7 protein-coding genes and 4 pseudogenes are annotated in these 13,824 nt (G+C 62.1%); 5 read left to right on the forward strand and 6 right to left on the reverse strand.

Going from position 1 to position 13,824, the window contains the following annotated elements; translation table 11 throughout:
- Positions 1-38: 38 nt before the first annotated feature.
- Positions 39-2,636 (forward strand): annotated as a pseudogene (locus EHV23_RS16700) (non-ribosomal peptide synthetase); the annotation flags it as partial.
- Between the two features lie 60 nt (positions 2,637-2,696).
- On the opposite strand, the pseudogene EHV23_RS03145 reads toward EHV23_RS16700, so the two are convergent.
- Together EHV23_RS03145 and EHV23_RS03150 are read right to left on the reverse strand one after the other, a co-directional pair.
- A pseudogene (locus tag EHV23_RS03145) lies at positions 2,697-2,864 on the reverse strand (integrase core domain-containing protein); the annotation flags it as partial.
- A 30-nt stretch (positions 2,865-2,894) separates the two neighbouring features.
- A protein-coding gene (locus tag EHV23_RS03150; RefSeq protein WP_125094678.1) for an IS3 family transposase occupies positions 2,895-4,465 on the reverse strand; the annotation gives its coding sequence in 2 pieces (ribosomal slippage) (positions 2,895-4,018 and positions 4,018-4,465; 1,572 coding nt in all).
- Positions 4,466-4,599: 134 nt separating this feature from the next.
- Here EHV23_RS03150 and EHV23_RS15865 point away from each other — a divergent pair.
- Positions 4,600-4,683: pseudogene (locus tag EHV23_RS15865) on the forward strand (DUF1153 domain-containing protein); the annotation flags it as partial.
- An 87-nt stretch (positions 4,684-4,770) separates the two neighbouring features.
- On the opposite strand, the gene istB reads toward EHV23_RS15865, so the two are convergent.
- Positions 4,771-5,553, reverse strand: coding sequence for an IS21-like element helper ATPase IstB (istB, locus tag EHV23_RS03160; RefSeq protein WP_125094389.1), 783 nt, complete (start codon positions 5,551-5,553; stop codon positions 4,771-4,773).
- Positions 5,550-6,566: an IS21 family transposase gene (gene istA / locus EHV23_RS03165; RefSeq protein ID WP_125094390.1), complete on the reverse strand. Its 1,017-nt coding sequence runs from the start codon at positions 6,564-6,566 to the stop codon at positions 5,550-5,552. Before istA ends, istB begins: the two co-directional genes overlap by 4 nt.
- 86 nt (positions 6,567-6,652) lie before the next feature.
- Here istA and EHV23_RS03170 point away from each other — a divergent pair.
- A pseudogene (locus EHV23_RS03170) lies at positions 6,653-6,886 on the forward strand (DUF1153 domain-containing protein); the annotation flags it as partial.
- Positions 6,883-7,704, forward strand: a complete 822-nt coding sequence (locus EHV23_RS03175) for an IS3 family transposase (protein ID WP_125094679.1) — start codon at positions 6,883-6,885, stop codon at positions 7,702-7,704. The pseudogene EHV23_RS03170 and the gene EHV23_RS03175, both read left to right, overlap by 4 nt.
- Before the next feature lie 72 nt (positions 7,705-7,776).
- On the opposite strand, the gene EHV23_RS03180 is transcribed toward EHV23_RS03175, so the two are convergent.
- Both EHV23_RS03180 and metG read right to left on the reverse strand, forming a co-directional pair.
- Entirely contained in the window at positions 7,777-9,543 is a 1,767-nt protein-coding gene (locus tag EHV23_RS03180; RefSeq protein ID WP_125094680.1) for a S8 family serine peptidase, read from the reverse strand.
- A gap of 5 nt (positions 9,544-9,548) precedes the next feature.
- Entirely contained in the window at positions 9,549-11,984 is a 2,436-nt protein-coding gene (metG, locus tag EHV23_RS03185; protein WP_238990251.1) for a methionine--tRNA ligase subunit beta, read from the reverse strand.
- Between the two features lie 657 nt (positions 11,985-12,641).
- Here metG and apbC point away from each other — a divergent pair.
- Complete coding sequence (apbC, locus tag EHV23_RS03190) at positions 12,642-13,730, forward strand: iron-sulfur cluster carrier protein ApbC (protein ID WP_125094681.1); 1,089 nt, start codon at positions 12,642-12,644, stop codon at positions 13,728-13,730.
- The last annotated feature ends 94 nt before the right edge of the window (positions 13,731-13,824 follow it).

Below are 13,824 nucleotides of genomic sequence, written 5' to 3' on the forward strand. Positions count from 1 at the left end.
CGAAAGAGGCGCTGATCCACGATCTCTTTGAACAGCAGGCCGAGCGTACGCCGCAAGCGTTGGCGGCGCAGTATGAAGGCCAGAGTCTGACGTATGCCCAGCTTAACACAAAGGCCAACCAGCTGGCACACTGGTTGCTGGACCATGGCGTGGGACGGGGACAGAACGTAGCCATTGTTGCGCCACGTGGTATCGAGATGCTGCTGGCGCAGCTGGCGACCCTCAAGGCCGGCGGTACCTACGTACCGGTTGATCCAGAGTTTCCGCAGGAGCGGCGGCGGTTCATGCTCGAGGACTGTCAGGCGAAGGTCGTGCTGTTCGATGGTGCAACGGCGCAGGAGGCCGATGCAACGACGTCCGGCCAGGAGTCGCAGTGGCTGGAGTTGGGTCGGGCGATGAAGGTTGTGGCAGGGCTGTCGGCGGATAATCCTGCTGTGCCGAAAGCAGAGTGCTCGGAAGTGGCATATGTGATGTACACCTCGGGTTCGACCGGCAAGCCCAAGGGCGTGATGACCCCGCACCACGGTGTGAACAGGCTGGTGTTTTCCAACGGGTACGCCGACGTCACACCGGAAGATGTGTTCGTGCACTTCAGCAACCCGACGTTTGATGGTTCGACCTTCGAGGTCTGGGGCGCATTGCTCAATGGGGCACGGGTGGTGATCGTGCCGCAGGATACGGTGCTGGATCCGGTACGGTTCGGGCGACTGTTGCTGGATGAGGGCGTTACGGCGATGTACATCACCATCGGCCTGTTCCACCAGTACGCGGATGCGTTGGCCGAGCCGCTGAGCAGGCTGAAGTATTTGCTGACAGGTGGGGATGTGATCGAGCCGAACACGATCCGTCGCGTGTTGCAGTACGGCGCACCAAAGAACTTCATGGCGGCCTATGGTCCGACGGAGACGACGACGTTTGCTACGACCTGCCGGCTCAATGGCCTGATTGATGAGAGCTGCCAGAGGATTCCGCTGGGCAAACCGATAGGCAACACACAAATCTACATTCTGGACGGACACGGCCAGCTGGTGCCGGTTGGCGTGACAGGCGAGATCTACATCGGTGGTGATGGTGTAGCGCTGGGGTACTTGAACCGGCCTGATCTGACGGCCGAACGCTTCATACCGAATCCGTTCAGTGATGAGCCCAATGCACGGATGTACAGGTCGGGAGACCTGGGTTACTGGCGCGAGGACGGTCTGATCGAGTTCGTGGGTAGGAACGACTTCCAGGTCAAGATCCGTGGTTTCCGGATAGAGCTGGGAGAGATAGAGGCGCGGCTGGGAGAGTTGCCGCAAGTGAAGGAAGTGGTGGTGCTGGCGCGGGAGGACCATCCGGGCGACAAGCGGTTGGTGGCGTACTGGACGGCCCATGAGGCGCTGCCCGAAGAGGCGTTGCCGGATGTGGAGCGGCTGCGGGATCACCTGAAGGCGGAACTACCCGAATACATGGTGCCGAGTGCGTTCATGCGTCTGGAGACAATGCCGCTGAACACGAGCGGCAAGGTGGACAGGAAGGCGTTGCCGGCGCCGGACGTGGATTCGCTGATCACACACATGTACGAGGCGCCACAGGGACCGGTGGAAGAGGTGCTGGCCGGTATCTGGCAGGAGCTGTTGGGTGTGGAGCGCGTGGGGCGCCACGATAATTTTTTCGATTTGGGTGGGCACTCACTACTTGTAATGAGTCTATTGAGTAGAATGAAAGAACGAGGACTGTACTGTTCGGTGGCACAGGTTTTCCGTTTTCCGACCATTGCTCAACAAGAACATTTTCTGCTTGATGAAAGCCAAGTTCCTACTGGAGGTGATTGTCTGGTTCCCATGAGACCAGGCGGTTCAGAGGATGCAGTGCCTTTGTTTTTGATACATGAAGTCAGTGGAACTGTTATGGCATATGTTCCAATGGTTAGCCTGCTTGCGGGTGACTTCCCTGTATATGGGTTTCATGCGATGAATTTCGATCTTGAGGGTAAGGAATTTCTATCAGTGAAAAATATGGCTTCCTCATATATTGAAGCCATAAGAAAGGTTCGGCCAAGTGGGCCTTATAGGCTGTTTGGTTGGTCGGCTGGTGGGTTGATTGCATATGAGATCGGGCGCCAATTGATAGAAATAGGTGAAGATATAGATTTTATAATCATGATCGACACGTACGTTCATTGCTCTTTTGGTCTGAAAAGCTCTGATGTGGATTTTAAAGGATCGGCGGTCAGGTTTATCGATAGGATTATGAATATCGATAGAAGCGATTTCAAAAGAATGATGAATATGGGCAGCGTGGAAGAGGTTATTGATGAATACTATAAAATCAATGGTGGTGATGCTGTGTCGCGGGATGATTTGATTCGCAGGGTGAATGTGGAGCATAGGATAACAAAATCTGTATTTGATTACAGGCCGAAGGCTATTGATGGAGATGTGTACTTCTTTTTGGCTCCCGAAGTGACGCAGGATATGTTGGATGTTAGCGGGTTGAATAGAAAACAGGCGGAGTATGTGCGAGGCTGGGAGTTCATGAAGGAGCAAGGGCCAACTGTAATTTCTATTGGAGGAAATCATGATTCGATTATGCAGCCACCTCATTTGCAAAAAGTAGTTGATATGGTTGGTAATATTATTCGCAGGAAATCGTAACGCATGTCGTCGGGGTGGTGGTAATCCCCCCATTTTTGATTGGCATCAGAAGTAGAGCGATCAGGCGGTCATGGCGTACCGCTGCTTGGGGGTGATGCCGCTCAGTGCCATGTGTGGGCGTTCGTGATTGTAGGACCACATCCACTCCGTGGCAGTCTCCTGCACCTGGGTCAGACTGTCCCAGCGGTACTGGCCCAGCCACTCATGCCGAACCGTCCTGTTGAGCCGCGGTGAAAGTCAACGTTGTTGTCCGATGAATCATGCAGCCACCTGTCCGTTATCGCACGGATTGGTGGCCGCCTGAGCCACGCTGTCACGCTCCGGGTTGAGCGTGACCCTCGTGATGGGTTGCCAGTTGCGGGTATTGCCCGACCAGCGTGATGGTGTCTGGCTGCGTGCCTTCTGGTACAGGTGGTGCCGGGCCTGCAGGATGTTCACATCCCGCCCGTCGTGGCGCTGGCTCGGCGTCACGTAGCCAATACGGCTGTGCCGGTGCTCGTCGTTGTACCAGGTCACGAATCCATGCCCCCACTGCCGGGCTTCAGCCAGACTGGCCACACCGCCCGCAGGGAACTCCGGCCGGTACTTGGCCGTCTTGAACAGCGCTTCCACAAAGGCATTATCATCAGAGACACGCGGCCGTGAGTAGGAGGGCCGGATACCCAGCCAGTTCAGCATGGCCAGTACCGTGGTGGCCTTGAGTGTGCTGCCATTGTCGCCATGCAGCACAGGCCTTTCGGGTTTTGCATGGATGCCTTCCGAGAGCGCCACACGCCTGAGCAGCCGCACGGCATGGTCGGCGCTGTCGTCTGCGTGAATCTCCCAGCCCACGATCTTGCGGCTGTACAGGTCCATGATCAGGTACAGGTAAAACCACTGGCCCCGGACCTTGCTGGGCAGGTACGTCATGTCCCAGCACCAGACCTGGCCCGGTCCGGTGGCCACGTGCGTGGTGGGCGGACGCTGTCTGGCAGGAGGACGAGCCCGTCCCCTGCGACGGTTCTGCCCGGCTGCACGCAGCACGCGCTGAAAGCTCGATTCGCTGGCAATGTAGACGCCCTCATCGGCCAGCATCGGCACGATGCGTGCCGGTGGCAGGTCGGCAAAGCGGGGGGCGTTGGCAGTGGCCAGCATGAGCGCTTTCTCTTGCTCGGTCAGTGCGTGGGCCGGTCGGGGTCGGCTGGACGTGGGACGCCCATCAGGCAGGACCTGGCCGTCCTCTGTGCGCCAGCGCTGCAGGGTTCTGGCCGTGATGCCAGCGACCTTGCAGGCCGGCACGAGCCGGGCTCCGGCTGCATGGGCCTCGTCGATGTGCCGGACGATGATTCGGCGATCTTCCAGGGCTGTCATGTGTCCCCGCCCCCGTCCGGATGGAAGATCGCATCCAACTTTTTTTGCAGAACCAGCAGTGCGGTGGTCTCGGCCAGTGCCTTCTCCTTGCGCCTCAGATCCCGCTCCAGCTCCTTGACCCGGCGCCGGGTGGCCTGGGTGGCACGCTGCACCTTCTGGGAGGCTTCTTCCGGGTCTGCAACCCCCTGAGTGGCCGCATCGCGCCATTTCTGCAGGTCCTGCGGGTAGATGCCTTTCTCACGGCACCAGGCGCTGCGTGATGCGTCATCCATTGCAGCTGTGGCAATGATGGCGTCCATGCGCGCCGCTGGCGTCCAGACCCGCTCTGCTGCTGGCGCAGCCAGCGCGTCTGCCCGCCAGCGCTCCAGCGTTGCCACCGAGATGTGCAGCTCTTGCGACACCACATCCACCGGAGCGCTCTCCGGTGGCAGCAGTCTGGCCACTGCCCTGTCCTTGAATGCCTTTCCGTATCTGGCCACGTTCCTTGTCCTGTTTCGCCCTCGGGTTGGAGATTACTATCGATCGGACAACTATTGTGAACTATAGGGGCCGCTCGATGCTGTAATGACCCAGTAGAAACCTGCTCAGGTGTTATCGTAACGAGGAGAGCACAATGAGCACGTTGATGGACGAAGAGATCAAACGTTGGACAGCGCGGCGCAAGACCGCGCTGGTACTGGACATCATCCAGGGCAAGTGTCAACGCCGATTGAAAACTGACCCAGGGTGCCGAAGTAAAACTGACCCACCTGGGCACGCGATAGAATGGGTTACCAGCCCTCAGTCAGGCGGCCTTTCCCTCCTTGCTGGCCACCTGTCCGGCACGCACCTTGTCGCGTAGCCGGTAGCTTTGGCCGGAGATCTGCACGATGTGAGCATGATGCAGCATGCGGTCGAGCATTGCGGCCGTCAGGGTCTGATCACCTGCGAAGGTTTCTGGCCATTGCGTAAATGGCAGGTTGCTGGTCAACACGATGGAGGCATGTTCATAACGCTTGGCTACAACGTTGAAGAACAGGTTGGCCTCATCCCTGCCAAACGGCAGGTAACCTATCTCATCGATGACCAGCAGCCTGGGCCCGAGCACTGCCCGGTTGAAGTACTGCTTGAGGCGCCCCTGCTGGCGTGCCGTTGCCAGCTGCAGCATCAAGTCTGCGGCAGTGATGAAGCGTGTCTTGATACCTGCCATGGTCGCCCTGTAGGCCAGCGCGCAGGCCAGGTGCGTCTTGCCTACCCCACTGGGGCCAAGCAGGATGACGTTCTCCGCACGTTCAATGAAGGTCAGTGCTGCAAGATCCTGCAGCTGACTGCGCGGAGCCCCTGTAGCGAAGTTGAAATCGAACTGCTCGAAGGTCTTCACCGAAGGCAGCGTTGCCATCTTCAGCAGCGTTTGCCTCTGGCGTTCCGTGCGTGCGTCGCGTTCTGTACTGAGCACCCTTTTGAGGAACTCGGCATAGCCAGCCTCTTCGGCTGCGGCTCGCTGGGCAATACCAGGCCAGTCTGCAGCCAGACGCTGCAGTTTGAGTCCATGGCACAGCTCGGCAATCTGATCATGCAGAAGGTTCATGCTGCCACCTCCAGCAGGGCCTGATACACCGACAGCGGGTGCTGCAGGCTCTCGAACGGTACGGGCGCCGACGTGCGCGGCGCTGCAACGATGATCTCCTGCCTGGAGGGTAGCTGCAGCAGATGATCGCGCTCGATGACCAGGCGCCGCTCGGGACGCTCTCCAGTCGTGCCATGGATACGGGCATTGGCCACCGTGTCAAGCCAGGGACCGACGTATCCGTTGGCCGCTGCCACATCCAGAACCAGCCCGGCTGTGCGCAAGCTTGCCGCCAGGGGAACGATGAAGCTGCGCTTGAGGTATCCGTTGAAGCGCTCGACTTTACCCTTGGTGCGGGCCCGGTATGGACGGCATACCCTGGGAACAAACCCATAGCGGTCTGCCAGCCCCAGTAGCTGCGGGTTCCAGCGGTGCTGGCCGGGACCGAAGACATCACGCTCGATGATGATGGTTCTGGCGTTGTCGAACAGGACGGTTCGGGGGACTCCACCAAAGTAGGCGAACGCATTCTCCAGACCTGCGCACCACGCCGGCGAATCCTCCCGTGCCGAGAAGCGCACGAAGCTGGCCCGGCTGAAGCCCAGTGTAGCCACAAAGGCCAGCAGCGGGTCGCGACCACGGCGGATGATGGTGAAGTCAGCCTGCATCTGCTGCCCGGGTTCGGTCTCGAAACGCACCACGGGATCATCTGCAGGGCGCGGGCGCTGTTGGGCCACAAAGGCCTTGAGCTGGCTGTAGCCACCGTCATAGCCTCGCTCCTGAATCTCGCGCAGCAGGACGGTGGCTGGAATCCAGTCCGGGCGCGCAGCTGCGATGCGTTCGAGCAGGTACTCCTGGAACGGTTCCAGCTTGGTAGGACGGGCTGCTCTGGGCGGATAGCCCACCGCTTCGGGCTCACGCAGATAGCGTCGGACAGTGTTGCGAGAACACGACATGCGTCGTGCAATCTCTCGGATGGGAAGACCCTGACGGGCCATGACTCTGATCTCCACTGCTTGTTCCTGGGTCAACATGTTCGGCGGTCACAAAGCCGCCATCTTCACCCAGGTGGGTCAGTTTTACTTCGGCAGGTGGGTCAGTTTCTCATCGGCGGTGACACAAGACCACAGTGGCCGAGGCGTCGCGGGCCTACGACCTCACCCCTTCTGAGGTCGAGAGCTGGGTGGAGGATGGCAAGAAGGGCATGGAGAATGCCCTGAAGGCCAATCCGCTGGATATCCACAGCCAGTACGAGAGGCAGATCAAGGATCTGCAGGAGGCGTACGGCGAGGCGATGCTGGAGCTGCGTGCCCGAAAAAAGTTGCAATCCCTGTTGGACGAGGCAGAGAAATGATCGAGACGATCCGCCAGGGACTGGAAGAAGACGGTTTCAAGGTCTCGATCAGCAAGCTGTGCCGCTGGTTTGGCGTACCCCGGCGTACGTTCTACTACAGAACCGTCAAGGCACCGCCGAAGCTGCAGGAGCGGCTTGTGGAGCCGGTCAAGGCCATGATCGAGGAGAACCCTTCCTTTGGATACAGAACCGTAGCGGGGTTGCTGGGTATGAACAAGAATACGGTGCAGCGCATCTTCCAGATCAAGGGCTGGCAGGTCCGTAAACGGGCCGTCGGATTCCGGCCCCGGATTCAGGCACTGCCCTCCGTGGCGCAGGCCCCCAACGAGCGCTGGGCCACCGACCTGTGCCGGATCTGGGCCGGCAAGGACAAGTGGTGCACGCTGGCAGTCGTCATCGACTGCTACAGCCGGGAATTGCTGGGCTGGCAGCTCTCGCGCAGTGCCCGGGCCAAAACGCCCGAAGCAGCGCTGGAGCATGCCCTGATCGCACGGTTCGGCACCCTGGGACGGGTGCCACGGCCCTTCCTGCTGCGCTCGGACAATGGCCTGGTGTTCACCAGCCGCAGCTATACCCGTCTGGTCAGAAGCTACGGCCTGCAGCAGGAGTTCATCACCCCACACAGCCCTGAGCAGAACGGCATGGTCGAGCGGGTCATCCGCACGATCAAGGAGCAGTGTGCCCACCGGCACCGGTTCGAATCCCTGCAGCACGCCAGCCGTGTACTGGGTGACTGGATCCGGTTCTACAACCAGCAGCGCCCACATCAGGCGCTGAACATGAAGACACCCGCCGAAGCTTACGCTTTAGCGGCATGAACTGTGCAGGTTCCGCTGGGTCATTACAATGCAGGCATTCTGCAGTGCCCTGATAACCCGGGCTGGAGATCGTCACCTGCCATAGAAGGTAACAGACCATTCCCCCAGTCGCCCCGTATTGCCCGCGCGGCGGTCCGCCGCCGCCAGCGTCCAGGTGCTGCCGCCGGAGGTGGCTACCACGGGTTCTTCCATGTGACGGCGGATGCCGAAGGCAAAATTCGACAGGCCCTGGCAGGCACTGGTGGAAACCCGGGTGTTGTTGACCATGTGGTAGCACGTGTGTGGAATGGTCAGCGTACTGGTCTGGCCACTGGGGCTGGTCAGCGTCATCTGCAGATCACCCGGGCTGGGATGTGCGCCCGTGCCGGCGGCGTCTGTTGCCGTGACAGTCACGTCGATATGCTCGATGTGGGTGATGTTGCAGTCGGACGGGCTGACTGTCGAGGCAATGCCGTCGGCCACGGGCTGGTTCAGGCTGGCCGCATTCTGGAATGGATCGTCCGGCTGGCTGCCGCTTGCGGAATTGACTTCGGGAATGCCCGCATTGGCAGTCACCTTGTAGGGTCCGCACTGCTTCAGTGTGCTGCTGCCACCCACGCTCTGCCAGGTGCGGGCCTGCGCCACGGCGGCTGCCGCATCGGCCACGCCAAAGCCGTATTCGTGGTTGAAGTGGTAGCCGCCGTAGCTGGTCCAGCCCGCGTTGCCGGTATCCACCTGCCGGGCCGTTCTGGCCAGAATCAGTGGTACGTCACGCCAGGTCAGGTTTGGGTTGGCCTGCAGCATCAGGGCCACCACGCCCGAGATCATCGGTGTGGCCGCCGAGGTACCAGAGAAATCGTCGCTGTAGGTGTTCTGCAGTCCGGTGGTGCTCACAGCGGGCAGGTTGCTGGCGGTTTTCTGGCCACTGCCCGAGGAGGGGGCACAGACCAGCAGGTTCGGGCCGGGTTCGCTGTAGATGGCGCGCTTGCCCGAGGCATCAGTGGCGCAGACGGGCAGGGCGCCCAGCACACTCACGCTGCCGTCCAGCACCGAGTAGTCGCCATATTCGGCCCCGTTGCCACCGGCGAAGGTGAAGATGCTGCCCAGTCCGTTGCGGCCGTTGTCCAGCCCGCGGCGGATCGTGGCGGCATGCGTGATGCCTACGGACGGGGTATTGAAGTGACCGTCGTCGAAAGCGCCCCAGCTGTTGTTGTAGATATGGTTCCTGTCCTGGTCGCGCACCATGGCGTCCAGCACGTCGGCGCTGCTGCCGGTTTCCAGGGCGTTGTAGCCCACCAGGCTGGCACGTGAGGCTACGCCACGACCGCCGATGCCGTTGTCGTCGCGGGCGGCAATCACGCCGGCCACGTTGGTGCTGTGGGAGTCATTGGCGTCGCAGGGCATGGGCCAGGGGCTGCCGCGCTTCCAGCTGCCGTCGTCGACGTAGTTGTAGCTGCCGCCTTCCACCACGTTCGGGGCCAGATCGTCGTGGGTCACTTCCAGCCCGTGGTCCACCAGGGCGATGCGTATGCCCTCGCCATGGGCATTCGTGTTCCAGACCGGCAAGACGTTCAGATCCTCGGCGGCTTTCATCCCGGAGTAGCCGGTCAGGTTGCCACCGTTCTGCAGGTACCACTGGGTCGGGAAGCGCGGATCGGCGCCGCTGCCCTGGGCTGCAGCTGCCTTTGCATGGTATTTGAGTGTGCAGTTGCTGCCGTTGAGCAGCGTACCCGGCTGGGGCCTGTCGCTGGCGGCCTGGCCACCGCTGCCACTGTCGCCGCTGCCGCTGCAGGCCGCCAGCAGGGCGGCCATCAGCATGGGGATGATTCTGCGGGGGAACAGGGGCGGGGTGGCTTTCATGGTCATTACCCCACCTTCATCCCCGCCTTCGCCCCACTGTCCACATCCAGCAGGAACAGCCCCTCACTGTCATCCTGTCCCACGGCCGACAGGATCATGCCTTCCGACACGCCGAACTTCATCTTCCGGGGCTTGAGGTTGGCCACCACGATCACGTTGCGGCCGACCAATGCGGCCGGATCCCTGTAGAAGGCGGCAATGCCGGAAAACACCTGCCGCGGCTTCTCCTCGCCGATGTCCAGCATGAAGCGCAGCAGCTTTACTGAACCTTCCACGGCCTCGCAGGAGATTACCTTCGCCACGCGCAGGTCGGGGCGGGCGAATTCGTCGATGGTGATGTACTCGGGTTCGCCGGAGCCCGTGGCTGCGGCACCCGCCACGGCAGCGGCCTGTGTTCCACCTGTCTGGCCGCTCTTGCCTGTTCTGCCCTGGCCGTCAGCGCCCGGCCTGCCCGGTGCGCCGTGGCCGGCGGCTTTTCCGGCGGTGTCGGTTCGGCCGCCTTTGGCATCCTTGCCGGCTGTGCCCCCCTGGCTGCCCGAGGCATCCCCGCTGCCGGCGTTACCTTTGCCAGACGCTGTCTTGCCCGCCTCTTCCGCCGCCCAGCCAAACAGCGCATCCAGCTGCTTCATGTCCACCCGCTGCATCAGGTGCTGGTACGGCTGGATCTGATGCCCGGCCGGCAGGGGCTGGCCGATCGTGTCCCAGGCAAACGGCTGCGGCAGGTTCAGGAAGGTGGCTGCGCGGGCGGCCGTGTCGGGCAGTACCGGCGAGAGCAGGGTGATCAGTTCGGCGAAGGCGCGCAGGGCATCCGAACACACCTGGTGCAGGCGGGCCTCCTGGCCTGGCTGTCTGGCCAGTTCCCAGGGCTTCTCGGCGTCGATGAACTGGTTGACGCGGTCGGTGTAGGCCATGATGGTGCGCATGGCCCGGGCGTAGTCGCGCTGCTCGTACATGTCGGCCAGGGCGCCGGCACCGGGCCAGCTGGCGGCAAAGGCGGCCATCGTTTCGGGGCTGGCTGCGGCCAGCCTGCCGTCGAAGCGCTTGACGAGAAAGCCTGCCGAGCGGCTGGCAATGTTGACCAGCTTGCCGATCAGGTCACTGTTGACGCGGGCGACGAAGTCCTCGGCGTTGAAGTCCACGTCTTCCACCCGCGGGTTCAGCTTGGCAGCCAGGTAGTAGCGCAGCCATTCGGGGTTCATGCCCAGTTCCAGGTACTTCTTCGGCGACAGGCCCGTGCCGCGCGATTTGGACATTTTTTCGCCGGAGATGGTGAGGAATCCGTGCACGAAGATGTTGTCGGGCGTGTGCAGGCCGGCAAACTCCAGCATGGCCGGCCAGAACAGGGTGTGGAAGTAGATGATGTCCTTGCCGATGAAGTGCACCTGCCGGTACGGCCGCTGCGGATCCCTGCCAGCGTCGGCGGCGATGAAGGGGCCGAAGTCGATGCCGCGCTTCTCGCACAGGGCCTTGAGCGAGGCCAGATAGCCCACCGGGGCATCCAGCCAGACATAGAAGTATTTGCCCGGCGCATCGGGGATGGGAATGCCGAAGTAGGGTGCATCGCGCGAGATGTCCCAGTCGGCCAGCGGGTTGCCGGCGCTCTGGGTGGCGGCATTGGCCTGGGCCGTGCCGGCATTGTTGGCGACGCTGGCGGCATCACCGGGGGCATGGGGCGCGTCCGGGTCGATGCCCGATCCGGCTGCCACGGCACCGGCTTCGGTGGCAGCATTCCAGCTGTCGCTGCCCAGCCATTCCCTGGCCTTGTTGGCCACTTCGGGCTGCAGCTGGCCGCGGCCCAGCCAGTCGTGCAGGAACTTGCGGCAGCGCGGGTCGGACAGGCTGAAGAAGTAGTGTTCGGAGGTGCGCATCACGGGCGTGCTGCCGGTGAGCGTGGAGTACGGGTTGATGAGGTCGGTGGGGGCGTAGACCTTGCTGCACACTTCGCAGGCATCACCGTACTGGTCCTTTGCGTGGCAGTTGGGGCATTCACCCTTGATGTAGCGGTCCGGCAGGAACATTTCCTTCACCGGGTCGAAGAACTGCTCGATGGTGCGGGTGCTGATCAGTCCAGCGGCCTTGAGGCTGCGGTAGATGCCCTGTGACAGTTCGACGTTCTCGGGTGAATGGGTGGAATGCCAGTGGTCGAAGCTGATGTGGTAGCCGTTCAGGTAGAACGGACGCTCGGCGGCAATGCGCGCCACCAGTTCCTCGGGGGTGATGCCTTCGCCCTGGGCCTTCAGCATGATGGGGGCGCCGTGGGCATCGTCCGCGCCCACGAACAGCACCTCCTTGCCCTGCATGCGCTGGAAGCGCACCCAGATGTCGGCCTGGATGTATTCCATGATGTGGCCGATGTGGAAGGAACCGTTGGCGTAGGGCAGTGCCGTGGTGATGAACAGGCGCTCGGGCTGCTGGCTGGCGGAGGGCTGGGTCTGGGTCATGGAGGCAGAAGGCTGGTGGAAGGGCGGCGGGAGGGGCGTTTCGATGGTGAAGGTTGTTCGGCGTGCCGTGGACGCCCTGGGTCAGACCGGGGTGTTGCCCATGGCGCCGACAGGATCCGACAGGATGTCACGCTGGTGCAGCGTGCATGGATGACGGGACACAGCGCCTTTTGTCCCTGCCGCGGTCATGACGGAAGTTTATCAAGCCGGCGCACGAATTGAGATGCCGGCCATCGGGCCCATCTATGATCCATGTCCTGCCAGTCCCTGTGGGAACGGGAAGCGCCGGTGCCGGTATCAATGGTGCTGGTGCCGGTGTGGCCCATGGCACCGGTACCGATGCGCTTCCTGAAGTCCGGCGGGGTCCGGCGAGAGCGTTGGTGTGAGCCGGGGCGCCTGCGCCTCGTGTGCCACCACCGGTCGGCCGCTGTCGGCGTGTCGCGACGCCGGCTGTGGTGTCATGGCCAATGTCAATTTGGCCGGCGTGGGAGCGTGCGAGCATCATGAGAATCGTCCGGCGGGCGTTTTCTGCGCCCGGTTACCGCCGGCTGCACATGCTGGCGCATGCTGGTTCAGGATCCGGTGCTCCGCCCGTGAGGCAGAGGCCGGGTCGGTGGCCATGGCATGACGCCATTTCTTTTTATTGATTCAATCATCATGAGTGTTACCGTAGAAGCCGTCAATCAGGCACTGGTTACTGTCGTCGATCCCAATACCGGCAAGGATCTGCTGTCGAGCCGTTCGGCCCGCAATGTGCGGGTGGAAGATGGTTATGTGAGTCTGGATGTGGAACTGGGCTATCCGGCGCTGAGCCAGATCGGCCCGATCCGTGATGCGGTCGTGAAGGCCGTGCGCCAGCTTCCCGGGGTGGAGAATGTGTCGCCCCACGTGTACCAGAAGATCATCGCGCACCAGGTGCAGGGCGGGGTGAAGCTGCTGCCGCAGGTGCGCAACATCATCGCCGTGGCCTCGGGCAAGGGCGGCGTGGGCAAGAGCACGATGACGGCCAACCTGGCGCTGGCGCTGGCCGCCGAAGGCGCCAACGTGGGCGTGCTCGATGCCGACATCTATGGTCCGTCACAGCCGGTGATGTTCGGCATCACCGACAAGCCGCAGACGCCGGATGGCAAGTCGATGGAGCCGCTGGAAAACTACGGGGTGCAGGTCAGCTCCATCGGCTTTCTGATCGACATGGACACGCCGATGGTCTGGCGTGGCCCGCTGGTGGTGCAGGCGCTGGAGCAGCTGCTGCGGCAGACCAACTGGCGTGACCTCGACTATCTGGTCATCGACATGCCTCCGGGTACGGGCGACGTGCATCTGACGCTGTCCCAGCGCATTCCGGTGACGGGCGCGGTGATCGTCACCACGCCGCAGGACATCGCGCTGCTCGATGCCCGCAAGGGCTACAAGATGTTCGAGAAGGTGGGCATTCCGGTCATGGGCGTAGTCGAGAACATGGCCATGCATGTCTGCAGCAACTGCGGCCATGTGGAGCACATTTTCGGCGAGGGCGGCGGGAAGAAAATGGCCGAAGACTACGGGCTGGAGTATCTGGGCGGACTGCCGCTCGATATCCGCATCCGCGAGCAGGCCGACAGCGGCAGACCCACGGTGGTGGCCGACCCCGATGGCGATCTGGCGCAGCAATACCGGAAGATCGCCCGCCGCGTGGCGGTGAAGGTGGCCGAGAAGGCGAAGGACATGTCGTCGAAGTTCCCGTCGATCGTGGTGAAGAACGACTGAGTCCATGGCACGCCCCAGGGGCCGGTGCTCTCGCCCCCGGGGGCTGGCACTGCCTGCCGGAGGCTTTCCGGTGCGGCGTGCGGCCGTGTCGTGG

It is taken from the genome of Lautropia dentalis (assembly GCF_003892345.1).
GTDB classification, from domain to species: domain Bacteria; phylum Pseudomonadota; class Gammaproteobacteria; order Burkholderiales; family Burkholderiaceae_E; genus Lautropia; species Lautropia dentalis.